General features: G+C 62.4%; 15 protein-coding genes. 8 read left to right on the forward strand and 7 right to left on the reverse strand.

Going from position 1 to position 15,204, the window contains the following annotated elements:
• Positions 1 to 68: 68 nt before the first annotated feature.
• Positions 69 to 575 (reverse strand): inclusion body family protein, encoded by a 507-nt coding sequence (locus tag LOY54_RS02050; protein ID WP_123564896.1) that lies wholly within the window; start codon positions 573 to 575, stop codon positions 69 to 71.
• Positions 576 to 911: 336 nt separating this feature from the next.
• Here LOY54_RS02050 and LOY54_RS02055 point away from each other — a divergent pair, with 336 nt between their 5' ends.
• On the forward strand, positions 912 to 1,310 hold the full coding sequence (locus LOY54_RS02055; RefSeq protein ID WP_010221517.1) for an acyl-CoA thioesterase: 399 nt from the start codon (positions 912 to 914) through the stop codon (positions 1,308 to 1,310).
• A gap of 66 nt (positions 1,311 to 1,376) precedes the next feature.
• On the opposite strand, the gene LOY54_RS02060 is transcribed toward LOY54_RS02055, so the two are convergent.
• The gene (locus tag LOY54_RS02060; RefSeq protein WP_045193825.1) at positions 1,377 to 2,612 is read right to left on the reverse strand and encodes a sodium:proton antiporter; all 1,236 of its coding nucleotides are present in this window, start codon (positions 2,610 to 2,612) and stop codon (positions 1,377 to 1,379) included.
• A 200-nt stretch (positions 2,613 to 2,812) separates the two neighbouring features.
• On the opposite strand from LOY54_RS02060, the gene LOY54_RS02065 reads away from it, so the two are divergent.
• A complete protein-coding gene (locus LOY54_RS02065; protein WP_045193824.1) occupies positions 2,813 to 3,646 on the forward strand; it encodes an EamA family transporter in 834 nt (277 codons plus the stop codon).
• Between the two features lie 25 nt (positions 3,647 to 3,671).
• Positions 3,672 to 4,058: an MAPEG family protein gene (locus LOY54_RS02070; protein ID WP_093376890.1), complete on the forward strand. Its 387-nt coding sequence runs from the start codon at positions 3,672 to 3,674 to the stop codon at positions 4,056 to 4,058.
• A 6-nt stretch (positions 4,059 to 4,064) separates the two neighbouring features.
• On the opposite strand, the gene LOY54_RS02075 is transcribed toward LOY54_RS02070, so the two are convergent.
• A complete protein-coding gene (locus LOY54_RS02075; RefSeq protein ID WP_258609029.1) occupies positions 4,065 to 5,216 on the reverse strand; it encodes a murein transglycosylase A in 1,152 nt (383 codons plus the stop codon).
• Between the two features lie 130 nt (positions 5,217 to 5,346).
• On the opposite strand from LOY54_RS02075, the gene LOY54_RS02080 reads away from it, so the two are divergent.
• The gene (locus LOY54_RS02080; RefSeq protein WP_093387186.1) at positions 5,347 to 5,793 is read left to right on the forward strand and encodes a cytochrome c; all 447 of its coding nucleotides are present in this window, start codon (positions 5,347 to 5,349) and stop codon (positions 5,791 to 5,793) included.
• A gap of 46 nt (positions 5,794 to 5,839) precedes the next feature.
• Here LOY54_RS02080 and LOY54_RS02085 read toward each other — a convergent pair whose 3' ends face one another.
• The 4 genes from LOY54_RS02085 to LOY54_RS02100 all read right to left on the reverse strand — a co-directional run bounded on the left by LOY54_RS02085 (position 5,840) and on the right by LOY54_RS02100 (position 10,350).
• On the reverse strand, positions 5,840 to 6,235 hold the full coding sequence (locus LOY54_RS02085; RefSeq protein ID WP_045193820.1) for a DUF1090 domain-containing protein: 396 nt from the start codon (positions 6,233 to 6,235) through the stop codon (positions 5,840 to 5,842).
• Positions 6,236 to 6,294: 59 nt separating this feature from the next.
• Positions 6,295 to 7,974, reverse strand: a complete 1,680-nt coding sequence (ligB, locus tag LOY54_RS02090; protein WP_258609032.1) for an NAD-dependent DNA ligase LigB — start codon at positions 7,972 to 7,974, stop codon at positions 6,295 to 6,297.
• Positions 7,975 to 8,145: 171 nt separating this feature from the next.
• Positions 8,146 to 9,336 (reverse strand): methionine adenosyltransferase, encoded by a 1,191-nt coding sequence (gene metK, locus LOY54_RS02095; protein ID WP_038997515.1) that lies wholly within the window; start codon positions 9,334 to 9,336, stop codon positions 8,146 to 8,148.
• A gap of 12 nt (positions 9,337 to 9,348) precedes the next feature.
• The gene (locus LOY54_RS02100) at positions 9,349 to 10,350 is read right to left on the reverse strand and encodes a metalloregulator ArsR/SmtB family transcription factor (protein WP_258609034.1); all 1,002 of its coding nucleotides are present in this window, start codon (positions 10,348 to 10,350) and stop codon (positions 9,349 to 9,351) included.
• Between the two features lie 259 nt (positions 10,351 to 10,609).
• On the opposite strand from LOY54_RS02100, the gene tkt reads away from it, so the two are divergent.
• From tkt to LOY54_RS02120, 4 genes are all read left to right on the forward strand, one after another.
• Positions 10,610 to 12,607: a transketolase gene (gene tkt, locus LOY54_RS02105; protein ID WP_093376877.1), complete on the forward strand. Its 1,998-nt coding sequence runs from the start codon at positions 10,610 to 10,612 to the stop codon at positions 12,605 to 12,607.
• A gap of 103 nt (positions 12,608 to 12,710) precedes the next feature.
• Complete coding sequence (gene epd, locus LOY54_RS02110) at positions 12,711 to 13,778, forward strand: erythrose-4-phosphate dehydrogenase (RefSeq protein WP_258609035.1); 1,068 nt, start codon at positions 12,711 to 12,713, stop codon at positions 13,776 to 13,778.
• A 12-nt stretch (positions 13,779 to 13,790) separates the two neighbouring features.
• Positions 13,791 to 14,954, forward strand: a complete 1,164-nt coding sequence (locus LOY54_RS02115) for a phosphoglycerate kinase (protein WP_045193813.1) — start codon at positions 13,791 to 13,793, stop codon at positions 14,952 to 14,954.
• A 31-nt stretch (positions 14,955 to 14,985) separates the two neighbouring features.
• The gene (locus LOY54_RS02120; RefSeq protein WP_045193812.1) at positions 14,986 to 15,204 is read left to right on the forward strand and encodes a hypothetical protein; all 219 of its coding nucleotides are present in this window, start codon (positions 14,986 to 14,988) and stop codon (positions 15,202 to 15,204) included.

A 15,204-nucleotide genomic window follows, 5' to 3' on the forward strand; every position in this document is an offset into this window, starting at 1 on the left:
TTCCATGAGCACCAATTGGGGCGGGTTGTGGTGTGCGCCGCCGGCTGGCCGGCGGCGCTTGCCCTGGATCAGTTGGTGATGGTGATGAACGGATCCCATTCGAAGTAGCCGCAGCACTTGCAATCACGATCGACGATCATGAACTTGAAGTGGTAGGTGACCTTGCCTTGCGCAAGCAAGTCGCCACGCCAGTAGTAGTTGTCGTTGATCTGGCAGGTCGGCACGGTTTTGTTGTTGGCATTGGGCACGGCCGATTGCACTTTGGCCTTCAGTGCCCGAGGGTCTTCCAGCAGTTGGTGATTGGGGTCGTCGCAAACGAACCCATAGAGGATCACCGACTGCTCGAAGCCAAAGGAAATGCTCTGTTCACGCCAGCGCACCACATCACCTACGCGACCCTTGAGGTGCAACTCGCCACCGGCCTGGCCAGAGATGACGTTGTCCTGGTAGGTGACCATGTAGATGTGTTCTGGCGGGATGAACGTGGGCTTGTTCGGGTCTTTGCTCGGATTGGGAAATTTCTTGAGTATGGTTTCGGTGTCGAAGTTGATGCTGACGTCGATAACTCTGGACATGAGTGGATTCCTTTTCACTGTACGAGTAGGTCAATGGTGAGCCTCGGATGCTCTCCACTGGCACTGCCCGGAGCTTCGCTTCCTGCGATGCTGGTGCTGCCGCGCCGTATGCCAAGTTCCGGTGGTCCGACTACCTGGAGTGATCTGCGGATCACATGCTCAGGCTAGCCGCATCGATTGGGCTGTCAAAGCGTGCCGAGCGGAATTTTGCTGGCTACTGACCAATGGTCGTAATGGTCGAATCCCCCGGAATGGGACTACCATGTAACGCAAGAGCCCAAGGGCTGAGATTGCCCTTCGGTGCTTGTTTTTCAGAGGCCAAGGTCAGGAGTAACGATGAATTTCCACACCCGCAAATGGGTAAAACCCGAAGACCTCAACCCCAACGGCACCCTGTTCGGCGGCAGCCTGCTGCGCTGGATCGACGAAGAGGCGGCGATCTATGCGATCGTCCAGCTGGGCAACCAGCGCGTGGTGACCAAGTACATCTCGGAGATCAACTTCGTCAGCGCTTCGCGCCAGGGCGACATCATCGAACTGGGCATCACCGCCACCGAATTTGGCCGCACCTCGATCACCCTCAAGTGCGAAGTGCGCAACAAGATCACCCGCAAGAGCATCCTCACCGTCGACCGCATGGTCTTCGTCAACCTCGGTGAAGACGGCTTGCCGGCGCCGCACGGGCGCACCGAGATCAAGTACATCAAGGATCAGTTCGATACCGCGGTGGAGTGATAGGCGCCGCCGGCAAGCCGGCTCCCATATATCCCTGTGGGAGCAGGCTTGCCAGCGATAGCGGTCTCAAGGCTGCTCGGTAACCCCGCGCACCACCCGGCCGATCGTCAGGCCCTGCAACAGGATCGACGACAGCACCACGATGTAGGTGATGCTCAGCAGCAGGTCACGCTCGGTGCCCGATGGCAGCGACAGCGCCAGGGCCACCGACACACCGCCACGCAGGCCACCCCAGGTCAGCACCCGCACGGTACCGCGCGGAACGGTGCGCCAACGGCGCAGCATCAGGATGGCCGGTGCCACGGTCAGCAGCCGCGACAGCAGGATCGCCACCGCCAGCACGCCGGCCGCGGCCAGGTGCATCCACGAGAATGGCAGCAGCAACAGCTCCAGGCCGATCAGGGCGAACAGCAGGGCGTTGAGCATGTCGTCGATCAGTTCCCAGAAACCGTCCAGGTAGCGGCGGGTCATGTCGTTCATTGCCAGGTTGCGGCCCAGGTTGCCGATGATCAGGCCGGCCACGACCATGGCGATCGGCGCCGAAACGTGCAGCTCATAGGCCATGGCCGAACCGCCGATCACCAGTGCCAGGGTCAGCATGACCTCGACCTGGTACTGCTCGATGCTTTTGATCATGCGGTAGGTGATGTAGCCCACCAGGCCGCCGAACAGAATGCCGCCAATGGCTTCGCGGGCGAACAGGATCGCGGTGTCGGCCACCGTCGGTGTTTCGCCAAGCTGGGCGATGCCCAGCAATACGGTGAACACCACGACTGCAGTGCCGTCGTTGAACAGCGACTCGCCAACGATGGTGGTCTTCAGTGGCTTGGAGGCATTGGCGGTACGCAGTGCGCCGAGAACCGCGATCGGGTCGGTCGGCGAGATCAAGGCACCGAACAGCAGGCAGTAGAGCAGGCTCACATGCCAGCCGAACAGGGCGAAAATCCAGTGGGCGAGAAAGCCGATGACCACGGTGGCGATCAGCACGCCGACGGTCGCCAGCAGCCCGATCGGCCAGCGGTAGCTGCGCAGGTCGGCAAGGTTTACGTGCAAGGCGCCGGCGAACAGCAGGAACGACAGCATCCAGTGCATCAGCAGATCGTTGAAGTCGATCTGGTTCATCAAACCCTGCACGCGCTCTTCCAGGCCGGGGTAGCCGATCACGCTCAAGCCTTGCAGCAGCAGCGAGAACAGCAAGGCGGTGACCATCACGCCGATGGTTGGGGGCAGGCCGATGAAACGGTAATTTACATAGGTGAGGAGGGTGGTCAAACAGATAAACGCAGCAACGAGCTCAAGCATCCTAGGTCCTGTAGTGGCTTCCAAGTCGACACCCGATAGCCTCGGGCATTTCTTTGATGACCTGCCGAGGGCTTCGGGACACACTTTTGACTGGTTTCGTTGACCGCGTTCTTTCGATTTCGTTTCCAGCCGCCTGTGCTGAAGTGGTTATATAGCGCCTGGCCATTGATGACCTCACCTGCCTTGCCAAGGACCATTGCGTGTTAGCCACCTCATTGGTATTGGTCGCGGCGCTGCTGCACGCGACCTGGAACACCCTGATCAAATTCAGCGGCGAACGCCTGCTGGTGATTGCCAGCATGGACGTGGTGGCGCTGGTATTTGCCCTCGCCATGGTCGCGTTCGTCCAGGTGCCGCCGGCCGAGGTCTGGCCGTGGATGCTGGCCTCGGCAGTGTTTGAACTCTTCTACCGGTTCCTGCTGATACAGGCCTATCGGGTCGGTGACCTGGGGCTGGTCTATCCGTTGATGCGCGGCCTGTCGCCGCTGGTGGTGCTGGCGCTGACCCTGACCTTTGCCGGCGAAGCCCTGAGCAGCCAGCAGATCATCGGCATCCTGCTCATTCCCTGTGGCATGGCCTGCCTGCTCTGGCAGGGCGGTGGCGGTGACCGGCTGCCCTGGTCGATGCTGCCGGTGGTGGCCTTGATCGGCCTGTGCATCGGTTGCTACACCTGGCTCGACGGCCAGGCGATCCGCCTGTGGTCGCAGCCGCTGGACTATCTTGTATGGCTGACGCTGATCAGTGCCTGGCCGTTTCCGCTGCTGGCAGGGGTGGCCCGGCGCGCGCCGTTCATGCTGTTCTGGCGGCTGCAGTGGCGCTTGGGCCTGGCGGTGGGTTTTTGCGTGTTGTTCAGCTATGCCCTGGTGCTCTGGGCCATGCAACTGGGGTCGGTGGCCGAGGCGGCGGCGCTGCGCGAGGTCAGCGTGATTCTGGTGGTGCTGTTCGGCATGCGCTACCTCAAAGAACCTTTTGGCGGGCCGAGGCTCTTAGCCTGTGCCCTGGTGCTGATCGGCATGCTGATCATGAAACTCTGATAATTCTACTGACAAGGACTTGGCCATGACCGTTGCCTTCTGGTGTGTACTGATTGCGTTGTTTTTGCCCATTGTCTGTACCAGCATCGCCAAGGTTGCCAGCGGGCGCTTCAACCTGCGCCAGAACCACGACCCGCGGGCTTTCCTCGACAAACTCGAAGGCTTGCCGCGCAGGGCCCACGCGGCGCAATTGAACAGCTTCGAAGCTTTCCCGGCGTTCGCCGCGGCAGTGATCATCGCCGACATCGTCGGCAACGCCGAGCAGGTGACCCAGGACGTGCTGGCGGTGCTGTACATCACCAGCCGCCTGCTCTACATCATCTGCTACCTGGCCGACTGGGCCGCCCTGCGTTCGCTGGTGTGGTTCGTCGGCCTGGGCCTGATCGCGTCGTTCTTCTTCGTCTCGATCTGAGCCGCGTCACGGCACCTGGGGTACGGCCGGCAAGGCTGTGCCCTTGGGCCACAGCAGCCAGATCTGGCCTTGCTGCTTCATGTCGCCGGCCAGTTTGCCGGCTTCAGTGCCAGTGCCCCAGAACAGGTCGGCGCGCACTTCGCCGGTGATCGCCCCGCCGGTATCCTGGGCGGCCACCGGACGCACCACCGGCGCGCCATCAGGGCGCGTGGTCGAGAGCCACAGCAGGCTGCCCAGCGGAATCACCTTGCGGTCGATGGCCACGCTGTAGCCGGCGGTCAATGGCACATTGAGCGAGCCGCGCGGGCCTTCGTTGCTGTCCGGGCGGGTGCTGAAGAACACATAGCTGGGGTTGCTCGCCAGCAGTTCCGGAACCCGCGCCGGATTGCTCTGGGCCCAGGCATGGATGCTGCCCATGGTCACTTCTTCTTTCTTCAATTGCCCTTGTTCCACCAGCCAGCGGCCGATCGGGCGATAGGGGTGGCCATTCTGGTCGGCATAGCCGATGCGCAGTTGGCGGCCGTCTTCCAGCTGGATGCGGCCAGAACCCTGGATCTGCAGGAACTGCAGGTCCATCGGGTCGGTCAGCCAGGCCAGTACCGGTGCCTTGGCGCCCTGGGCATTGATGGTTTCTGCGGTGTCGTAGGGTTTGAGTACCCGGCCTTCGAGGCGGCCACGCAGACGCTTGCCCTTGAGTTCGGGATAGACGCTGTCCAGCGCCACCACGATCATGTCGTCCGGTACGCCATAGACCGGCACAGTGGCGCTGTCGGTCTGGGTCAGGCTACCGGGGTAGACCGGCTCGTAGTAACCAGTGATCAAGCCGTTGGCGTTGTTCTCGGCCGAACGCATGCTGTAGACGTCCAGCTGCGCCTGAAGAAAGCTGCGTACTTCAGCCGGGCTGGCAGCAATGGCTGCCGCTGCGCTGCAGGTGTTGGCCCAGATCGCATCACGCTTGAGCCGCTCGCAGGCACTGCGCCAGGACTCGAAACCGGCGACCAGGTCGCTGTCGCTGACCTGTGGCAGGTCTTTCCAGGTGGCGCCGACGTAAGTAGCCAGCGGGTGTGGCTTGGGTTTTTCCGGCGCGCTGCCGTTGCAGCCGGCCAGCAGGGCCAGCACCGACAGGGTCCAGCCGAGGTGGCGCAAAGGAAGTTTCATCAACGGGGTTCCTCGACGGTTGGCGTGGCTTGCAGCCGTTTTCGCAAACCGTAGTTTTAATAAGGGTATTGGTCTTTGCCGGTGAGGCGAGGATACTGGCCGCCTTTTTCCGTGAGCCGAAGTGATCAAGATGCTCAAGCGACTTTCTGTTGTACTGCTGGCGTGTTTGACCCTGAGTGCCTGTGGCGGGGTCGATCCCAACTCGCCACTGGGCCAGCGCAAGACGATCTTCAAGCAAATGCTCAAGACCAGTGAAGACCTCGGCGGCATGCTGCGTGGGCGCCTGGCCTTCGATGGGCAGAAGTTCGCCGATGGCGCGGTCAAGCTCGATAACCTGTCCCGCGAGCCCTGGAAGCACTTTCCACAGGTTCGCGAAGAGGATGATACCAGCGCCCGCGCCGATGTCTGGGAGAAGCAGGCACGCTTCCAGGACCTGGCTCGGCAGATGGAGGCCAGTACCGCCGAACTGGTCGCGGTGACCCGCACCCAGCCGCTCAAGGCGGCTGACCTGGCTGCGCCGATGGACAAGGTCGAGGCGGCGTGCAAAGCCTGTCATACCGAGTTTCGAAATCACTGAGTGGCTGTGGGAGCGGATAAATCCGCTCCGACAATAACGCTGTCAGTTACTTCTCCAGCTCTTTCAGAGCGTCTTGCAGTTCCTGCTTGGACTCTGCCAGCTTGTCCTTGCGCTTGTTGATCTTCTCGGCGTCACCTTTTTTCATGGCCTTGTCCAGGTCCTTGGTGCGCTGGTTCACTTCGTGACGGGCATCGAGGACTTTCTGTTCGCGCTCTTTGCGCAGGCTGGCATCGGTGCAATGCTCGGTCACTTCGCTGAGGGCTTTTTCCAGGCCGGCTTGCTGATTGCTGTTGCCATGGGCGCGAGCCTGTTCGATCTGTTCGCTGATGGCTTGCTTCTTGGCTGCGCAACCGGTCAGGCCTGGCTGTTGTTCGGCAGCCAGCAGGGGCGTGGCCAGGAGTGAACAGACGGTGAACAGGGCAAGCGGGGAAAGCAGTTTCATTAGGGGCTCCGTTGTCGCGGGCTTGGCAGAATCCATGATGCTGCCCTGATCCGGCGAAATTAGAAACCCTCGATTGTGTGTCTGCGCAATTGTTCGGCCACTATCTGCACCTGCGGTGAGCGGAAAAATGCCAGCAATTGCGCGCTGTGGCCTGGGCCAATACCTGGCTCGGCCAGCCATTGCCCGGCATCGCGCTGGCGCAGGTCTGCCCAGGTGGTGTCTGCTGCCAAGGGCGTCGCGGCTGGAACGCCGAGGGCACTGAGCCAGCGAACAAAGGGTTGCCGGCGGGCCTGGTCGAAGGCTTGCAGCAACTGCTGACGGCTGCGTTCGCCAAGCCCTGGCACCGATTGCAAGTCTTCATCCTGCAGGTCGAGCCAGTCGCCCAGGCCTTGCACATGGCCACTGTCGATGAGTTTTTCCCAGGTGCCTGGGCCCAAACGGGGCATGTTCAGGCCTTGCTTGGAGCTGAGCCAATTGAGGCGGGCGACGAATTGGCTACGGCAGCCATCGTCGGGTTGCCAGCAACTTAGCGAGTGGTAGTGGGCAGGGTCAGGGGTTGCGATGTCCATGCGTTGAACACTGCGGTGCACCACCTCATCCAGGCGTGGAATGGTCAGCCCGGCGAGGCTGATGGCCACCTGGTCGCCGGGGCGGATGTCCAGCTGCTGCCAGCGTTGGAAGGAGCCGAGGCTGACCTGGCGGATCTGCCGGTCATCCAGCTGCACCGGCTCGATCTTCAATACCGGGGTGATACGCCCGGTACGGCCGATGTTGAAGTGTACGCCCCGGACTTGCGCCAGCGCCTGGGCAAAGGGGTATTTCCACGCCGTTGCCCAGTACGGGTCGCGCGCTTGCCAGCGACTGCCGTGCGGGCGCTGGCCCTGGCGCAGCACCACGCCGTCGCTGGCGAAGGGCAGCGGGCTGCGGTACCAGTGTTCGCGCCAGCGGGCAGCCTCGGCGAAGCTGCTCAAGGGCTCGCTGTAACCCTCGCTATGCTCAAAACCCAACGCGCTCAGGCCTTTGAGCCGCTCGCGCTGATTGGCCGGCCCCAGCGGCCAAGCCCAGACAAACAGCCCGACCACCGCGCCCTGTTCGGCACTGATGCGTTTGCGCGCGAGCAAGCCGGCGACATTGCCGCGGGCGTTGAGGCTGCCGGCATTGGCCTGCACATGGCCGTCCAGGCGCCAGAACAGCTCGCCCTGGAGTACCAGATCGAGGGGTTCGGACAATTGCTGGTTGAGTGTGCCCAGGGCCGGGATGTGCCGGCTCCAGTCGTGGCCGTGGACGCCATCGCCGCGGCTGATCAGTTGCACCAGTTTGCCTGCGCGATAGACCAGGGTGGCGGCCACGCCGTCGACCTTGGGTTGAATCCACAGCTCTTGCTTGCCGTGCATCCAGGCTTTGACCGCCGCATCGTCGGCCAGCTTGCCAAGGCCGGTATGGGCAATCGGGTGGCGCAAGGGGCCGACAGCGGTTTTCAACGGGCTGTCCTGCGGCCTGGCTGGCGTCGGGAAGCAGCTTTGCAGATGGCCCAGGCGTGTGCGGCTCTGGTCATAGAGTTCGTCAGCGACCAGCGAGACACCCTGACGGTGATAGTGATCGTCCCAGTCGGCAAGCGTCTGCTGGAGCTGGCGGATTTCAGCCCGGGCCTGAACAGGCGGCCAGTCGGGGCAAGTCTGCGCGTGTGCCGGGAACAGCCAGAACACGAGCAGAAGAGACAAAAAGGATTTGTGCAACATGGCGAGCATCCTTGCCCGGTAGGGTGGAACACCAAGCCTAGGAAAGATTGTTCACCTTGAAGGTGTTCAACATGTCAGGTCATGTGTCTAGGCCAATGAAAAAGCCCCGACCAGTTACCCGGTCGGGGCTTTTGCTTGCAGCTTGCAACTTGCAGCTTGTAGCTTCAGCCCTTACAGGCCGGCAGCAGCGCGCAGGGCGTCGACGCGGTCGGTGCGTTCCCAGGTGAAGGTGGTGAAGGTGTCGTCGCCGACAGTCTTCTGCTGCGGGATACGGCCGAAGTGACCGTAGGCAGCGGTTTCCTGGTACATCGGGTGCAGCAGGTCGAGCATGGTGGTGATCGCGTACGGACGCAGGTCGAAGCACTCGCGCACCAGCTGGACGATCTTGTCGTCGGAGATCTTGCCGGTGCCGAAGGTGTTCAGCGAGATCGACGTCGGCTGAGCGACACCAATGGCGTAGGAAACCTGGATCTCGCAACGCTCGGCGAGGCCGGCGGCGACGATGTTCTTGGCCACGTAGCGCCCGGCGTAGGCGGCGGAGCGGTCAACCTTGGACGGGTCCTTGCCGGAGAACGCGCCACCGCCGTGACGGGCCATGCCGCCGTAGCTGTCGACGATGATCTTGCGACCGGTCAGGCCGCAGTCGCCTACCGGGCCACCGATGATGAACTGGCCGGTCGGGTTGATGTGGAACTGGGTGTCCTTGTGCAGCAGTTCGGCCGGCAGGGTGTGCTTGACGATCAGCTCCATCACCGCTTCCTGCAGGTCTTTTTGCGACACTTCAGGGTTGTGCTGGGTCGACAGCACCACGGCGTCGATACCCACTACCTTGCCGCCTTCGTAACGGCAGGTAACCTGCGATTTGGCGTCCGGGCGCAGCCACGGCAGCAGGCCGGACTTGCGCGCTTCGGCCTGGCGCTCGACCAGACGGTGCGAGAAGCAGATCGGTGCTGGCATCAGCACGTCGGTTTCGTTGCTGGCGTAGCCGAACATCAGGCCCTGGTCGCCGGCGCCCTGGTCTTCAGGCTTGCTGCGGTCAACGCCCTGGGCGATGTCTACCGATTGCTTGCCGATGATGTTCATGACCGCGCAGGTCGCGCCGTCGAAGCCAACGTCGGAGCTGTTGTAACCAATATCGACGATGACTTTGCGAACGATGTCTTCCAGATCGACCCAGGCCGAGGTGGTGACTTCGCCAGCGATGATCGCGACGCCGGTTTTTACCAGGGTTTCGCACGCCACGCGGGCGAATTTGTCCTGGGTGATGATGGCGTCCAGCACCGCATCCGAAATCTGGTCGGCGATTTTGTCCGGATGCCCTTCAGACACGGACTCGGAGGTGAAAAGGGAGTATTCGCTCATCTCGACGGGTTCCTAAAATTTACCGATGGTGATGTCGCCAGCCGGTCGCTGAAAATGGCGGACCTGAATCTGGAAACCATTACGTAAGCCCACATAGAGGCTGTCCCCGGGAGCCAGTCCCGCAGCGCTGGCCCAACGGGCCAGGTCGTCCTGCTCGAAGCCCAGCCAGATATCGCCACAGGCCTCTCTGGCCCAGCTCTGGTCGTGGCTGCACAACTCTGTTACCAACAGGCTTCCGCCTGGTTTCACGCGGTTGGCCAGCTGCCGCAGGGCTTCGGCCGGGGCGCTGAAATGGTGCAGGACCATGTTCAGCACTACGCAGTCGGCTTCCACATCCGTTGCACTGAGTGCATCGGCCAACTGCAGGTTCACATTAGCCAGACCTTCACGCTCGCAGACCCTACGGGCCAGGTCGAGCATGGTCGGGCTGTTGTCCAGGGCGGTGACCCGGGCAAAGCGCCGGGCCAGCTCGGGAAGAAACTCGCCATCGCCGGGGCCCACTTCAAGGGCCTCGGCGGCGGCTTCAAAACTGAGCTTGTCGAGCAGGGCCAGCAAGCTTTCGCGGTACTGCGGCAAGCCGGCAATCAAATCCTGCTGGGCGCGAAATTTTTCTTCGACACGCAGGAAAAAGTCCTGACTGGTGGCAGCCCGGCGTTGTTGCACCTGGGCGATACGGGCCTGGACCTCATCGGCCAGACTCAGCCCGTCGACTTCTTCAAGTAATGCCGCATGCAGTTTGCCGCCCAGGCTCAGGCCATCGGGCAGGGCGCGGCGGTAAAAGATCGCATTGCCTTCGCGACGGGTCGCGACCAGGCCTGCCTGGGCCAGGACCTTGAGGTGATGGCTCATGCCCGACTGGCCAATGGCGAAGATCTGCGCCAGTTCCAGTACGCCGAACGAATCGCTGGCCAGGGCGCGCAATACGTTAAGGCGCAGCGGATCGCCGCCGGCTTTGCACAGGGCAGCCAGCGCATCGCTTTGCTCTTGGCGGATCGACGGCACGGGTAGGTTCATGGAGCGGCAGTCTAGTCAGGCAACGATTGCCTCGCAAGGCCAATATCAAAAAGTTTTGATATTGCTCGATAAGCGGGGCAATTCGTCGCAGGCCAAGCGACCGATCCGGCTGTTTGCCCGGGTTAACGCCTGATTCTTTGCTCAATCACAGGAAAATCATGCTGCATCGACCATCCGTCATTGCCCCCGGACACGTGCCTGGGCGAAAATGGCCGCCTTTTTTCGTTTCGTAACTAATTCAACACCCAGGAGATAAGCGATGCCCAGCCGTCGTGAGCGTGCCAACGCCATTCGTGCCCTCAGCATGGATGCCGTGCAAAAGGCCAACAGCGGCCACCCCGGTGCCCCTATGGGCATGGCGGATATCGCCGAGGTTCTGTGGCGTGACTACCTGAAGCACAACCCGACCAACCCGAACTTCGCCGACCGCGACCGCTTCGTGCTGTCCAACGGCCACGGTTCGATGCTGATCTACTCGCTGCTGCACCTGACTGGCTACGACCTGTCGATCGACGACCTGAAAAGCTTCCGTCAACTGCACAGCCGTACCCCGGGCCACCCGGAGTTCGGTTACACCCCGGGCGTCGAGACCACCACTGGCCCGCTGGGCCAGGGCCTGGCCAACGCCGTCGGTTTCGCCCTGGCGGAAAAAGTCCTGGCTGGCCAGTTCAACCGCGCAGGCCACAACGTCGTCGACCACCACACCTATGTGTTCCTGGGTGACGGTTGCATGATGGAAGGTATTTCCCACGAAGTCGCTTCCCTGGCTGGTACCCTGGGCCTGGGCAAGCTGATCGCCTTCTACGACGACAACGGCATCTCCATCGACGGCGAAGTCGAAGGCTGGTTCACCGATGACACCCCTAAGCGTTTCGAAGCCTACAACTGGCAGGTGATCCGCAATGTCGACGGCCATGACGCCGACGAAATCCGCACCGCCATCGACACCGCGCGCAAGAGCGAGCAGCCGACCCTGATCTGCTGCAAGACCATCATCGGTTTCGGCTCGCCGAACAAGCAGGGCAAGGAAGATTGCCACGGTGCTCCGCTGGGCAACGACGAAATCGCCCTGGCGCGCAAAGAGCTGAACTGGAACCACGGCCCGTTCGAAATCCCGGCTGAGATCTACGCCGAGTGGGACGCCAAGGAAGCCGGCAAGGCCGTCGAAGCCGAGTGGGACCAGCGTTTCGCTGCCTACTCCGCCGCACACCCGGAGCTGGCCAACGAACTGGTGCGTCGCCTGAGCGGTGACCTGCCGGCCGATTTCGCCGAGAAAGCAGCAGCCTACATCGCTGAAGTCGCGGCCAAGGGCGAGACCATCGCCAGCCGTAAAGCCAGCCAGAACGCCCTGAACGCCTTCGGCCCGCTGCTGCCTGAACTGCTCGGCGGCTCGGCTGACCTGGCCGGTTCCAACCTGACCCTGTGGAAAGGCTGCAAAGGCGTCAGCGCTGAAGACGCCAGCGGCAACTACATGTTCTACGGCGTGCGCGAGTTCGGCATGACCGCGATCATGAACGGCGTCGCCCTGCACGGCGGCCTGGTGCCTTACGGCGCGACCTTCCTGATGTTCATGGAATACGCCCGCAACGCGGTGCGCATGTCGGCGCTGATGAAACAGCGGGTCATCCACGTCTACACCCACGACTCCATTGGTCTTGGCGAAGACGGCCCGACCCATCAGCCGATCGAGCAACTGACCAGCCTGCGCAGCACCCCGAACCTGGACACCTGGCGCCCAGCCGATGCCGTCGAGTCGGCGGTCTCCTGGAAGTTTGCCCTGGAGCGTAAAGACGGCCCGTCGGCGCTGATCTTCTCGCGTCAGAACCTGCAGCACCAAGAGCGTGATGCCGGGCAGATCGCCAACATCAGCCGCGGCGGCTACGTCCTCAAGGACTGCGCCGGCGAGCCTGAGCTGATCCTGATCGCCACCGGTTCCGAAGTCGGCCTGGCGGTTCAGGCGTTCGACAAGCTGACCGAGCAAGGCCGCAAGGTCCGCGTCGTGTCGATGCCGTCGACCAGCGTGTTCGATGCCCAGGATGCTGGCTACAAGCAGTCGGTACTGCCACTGCAAGTCGGCGCGCGGATCGCCATCGAAGCGGCCCACGCCGACTTCTGGTACAAGTACGTCGGCCTCGAAGGCCGCGTCATCGGCATGACCACCTACGGCGAGTCGGCACCTGCATCGGCCCTGTTCGAAGAGTTCGGTTTCACCCTGGAAAACATCCTGGGTACTGCTGAAGAGCTGCTGGAAGACTGATCAACAGTGCTGGAATCATCGCGGGGCAAGCCCGCTCCTACAGTTCTGTAGGAGCGGGCTTGCCCCGCGATTGCAGATAACGCTTCTGTTCCGTGAGCATCCCATGCCCCAATCGCGTCCTTACAAAGTTGCACTCAACGGCTACGGCCGTATTGGTCGTTGCGTCTTGCGCGCACTCTTTGAACGGGGGGCGAAGGCGGGCTTCGAGATCGTTGCGCTGAACGACCTGGCCGACCAGGCCAGTATCGAATACCTGACACGCTTCGACTCCACCCACGGGCGTTTCCCCGGAGAGGTGAAGGTCGACGGCGATTGTCTGCATATCAATGGCGACTGCGTGAAAGTCTTGCGCAGTGCCACCCCGGAAGGGATCGACTGGGCGGCGCTGGGCGTCGACCTGGTGCTGGAGTGCTCCGGCGCCTACAACACCCGCGCCGATGCCATGCGTTTTCTCGACGCCGGCGCGCCGCGGGTGCTGTTTTCCCAGCCCATGGCCAGCGAGGCGGATGTCGACGCCACGGTGGTCTACGGAATCAACCAGGATTGCCTGGACGGCAGCGAGAAGCTGGTGTCCAACGCCTCCTGCACCACCAACTGCGGCGTGCCGCTGTTGCGGGTGCTGGACCAGGCTTTTGGCCTGGAGTACGTGTCGATTACCACCATCCACTCGGCGATGAACGACCAGCCGGTCATCGACGCCTATCACCACGAAGACTTGCGCCGTACCCGTTCGGCGTTCCAGTCGGTGATCCCGGTGTCCACGGGCCTTGCCCGTGGTATCGAACGGCTGCTGCCGGAACTTGCCGGGCGAATTCAGGCCAAAGCCATACGCGTGCCGACTGTCAATGTGTCGTGCCTGGACATCACCCTGCAGACCGCCCGCGACACCACTGCGGCCGAGGTCAACCGGGTGCTGCGCGAAGCCGCCCTGAGCGGCCCGCTGCAGGGGCTGCTGGCCTACACTGAACTGCCGCACGCCAGTTGTGATTTCAACCATGACCCGCATTCGGCGATTGTCGATGCCAGCCAGACCCGCGTTTCCGGCCCCCGGCTGGTCAACCTGCTGGCCTGGTTCGACAACGAATGGGGTTTTGCCAACCGTATGCTCGACGTTGCCGATCACTTTCTGCACGTCGTCAATCAAACCCGCTCCACTTGTAAACAGCCCTGAAGGACTGCATTCATGACCGTGTTGAAGATGACCGACCTCGATCTGCAAGGTAAGCGCGTACTGATCCGCGAAGACCTCAACGTGCCTGTGAAGGACGGTGTGGTTGCCAGCGATGCGCGCATCCTCGCTTCGCTGCCGACCATCAAGCTGGCCCTGGAAAAGGGCGCGGCCGTGATGGTCTGCTCGCACCTGGGCCGCCCGAGCGAAGGCGAGTTCTCTGCCGAGAACAGCCTCAAGCCGGTCGCCGAGTACCTGAGCAAGGCCCTGGGCCGCGACGTGCCGCTGGTTGCCGACTACCTTGACGGTGTCGAAATCAAGGCCGGTGACATCGTCCTGTTCGAGAACGTGCGCTTCAACAAGGGCGAGAAGAAGAACGCCGACGAGCTGGCGCAGAAGTACGCCGCCCTGTGCGATGTGTTCGTGATGGACGCCTTCGGTACCGCTCACCGCGCCGAAGGCTCGACCCACGGCGTGGCCAAGTTCGCCAAGGTCGCTGCTGCCGGCCCGCTGCTGGCGGCCGAGCTGGATGCCCTGGGCAAGGCCCTGAAAGCCCCGGCCAAGCCGATGGCGGCGATCGTTGCCGGCTCCAAGGTGTCGACCAAACTGGACGTACTCAACAGCCTGAGCCAGATCTGCGACCTGCTGATCGTCGGCGGCGGCATCGCCAACACCTTCCTGGCCGCGGCCGGTCACCCGGTCGGCAAGTCGCTGTACGAGCCTGACCTGATCGACACCGCCAAGGCCATCGCTGCCAAGGTCAACGTACCGCTGCCAGTGGACGTCGTGGTTGCCAAGGAATTCGCCGAAAGCGCCGCCGCTACCGTCAAACTGGTTGCCGACGTTGCCGAAGACGACATGATCCTCGACATCGGCCCGCAAACCGCGGCCAACTTCGCCGAGCTGCTGAAGTCGTCGAAGACCATCCTCTGGAACGGCCCGGTCGGCGTGTTTGAATTCGACCAGTTCGGTAATGGCACCAAGGTCCTGGCCCAGGCCATCGCCGAGAGCGCGGCGTTCTCCATTGCCGGTGGTGGCGATACCCTGGCGGCCATCGACAAATATGGCGTTGCCGAGCAAATCTCCTACATTTCTACCGGTGGCGGTGCTTTCCTCGAGTTCGTCGAAGGTAAAGTGCTGCCGGCCGTTGAAGTGCTGGAACAGCGAGCCAAGGCCTGATCCATTCGGCCTGGCAAAGGGAGCGACCTGCATGGTCAAGCAATTGCCTGTGATTATCCTGGCCGGTCTGCTCGGCGCTTGCTCCAGTAACCCGGAGCAGGCGCCGGCAAAGCCCGGCGCGCCGAAAGGCGGCTGCTATCAGTCTGAATGGCAGGCTGAAACGGCACCGGTGATCAACAAAAGGCTGGGCCCGGATGGCCTGGAAAAATACGACGACGAACATCAGCGCCGGGCCCAGGGTTGCCCTTGA

This window comes from Pseudomonas sp. B21-032, assembly GCF_024748965.1.
Lineage (GTDB): Bacteria > Pseudomonadota > Gammaproteobacteria > Pseudomonadales > Pseudomonadaceae > Aquipseudomonas.

Excerpts from the sequence above, each read along its gene's own strand:
- tkt (WP_093376877.1), top strand. The coding sequence starts at position 10,610 with ATGCCCAGCCGTCGTGAGCGTGCCAACGCCATTCGTGCCCTCAGCATG.
- LOY54_RS02080 (WP_093387186.1), top strand. The coding sequence starts at position 5,347 with ATGCTCAAGCGACTTTCTGTTGTACTGCTGGCGTGTTTGACCCTGAGT.
- ligB (WP_258609032.1), bottom strand. The coding sequence starts at position 7,974 with ATGTTGCACAAATCCTTTTTGTCTCTTCTGCTCGTGTTCTGGCTGTTC.
- LOY54_RS02085 (WP_045193820.1), bottom strand. The coding sequence starts at position 6,235 with ATGAAACTGCTTTCCCCGCTTGCCCTGTTCACCGTCTGTTCACTCCTG.
- LOY54_RS02070 (WP_093376890.1), top strand. The coding sequence starts at position 3,672 with ATGACCGTTGCCTTCTGGTGTGTACTGATTGCGTTGTTTTTGCCCATT.
- LOY54_RS02100 (WP_258609034.1), bottom strand. The coding sequence starts at position 10,350 with ATGAACCTACCCGTGCCGTCGATCCGCCAAGAGCAAAGCGATGCGCTG.
- metK (WP_038997515.1), bottom strand. The coding sequence starts at position 9,336 with ATGAGCGAATACTCCCTTTTCACCTCCGAGTCCGTGTCTGAAGGGCAT.
- LOY54_RS02060 (WP_045193825.1), bottom strand. The coding sequence starts at position 2,612 with ATGCTTGAGCTCGTTGCTGCGTTTATCTGTTTGACCACCCTCCTCACC.
- LOY54_RS02055 (WP_010221517.1), top strand. The coding sequence starts at position 912 with ATGAATTTCCACACCCGCAAATGGGTAAAACCCGAAGACCTCAACCCC.
- LOY54_RS02120 (WP_045193812.1), top strand. The coding sequence starts at position 14,986 with ATGGTCAAGCAATTGCCTGTGATTATCCTGGCCGGTCTGCTCGGCGCT.
- LOY54_RS02050 (WP_123564896.1), bottom strand. The coding sequence starts at position 575 with ATGTCCAGAGTTATCGACGTCAGCATCAACTTCGACACCGAAACCATA.
- LOY54_RS02115 (WP_045193813.1), top strand. The coding sequence starts at position 13,791 with ATGACCGTGTTGAAGATGACCGACCTCGATCTGCAAGGTAAGCGCGTA.
- epd (WP_258609035.1), top strand. The coding sequence starts at position 12,711 with ATGCCCCAATCGCGTCCTTACAAAGTTGCACTCAACGGCTACGGCCGT.
- LOY54_RS02075 (WP_258609029.1), bottom strand. The coding sequence starts at position 5,216 with ATGAAACTTCCTTTGCGCCACCTCGGCTGGACCCTGTCGGTGCTGGCC.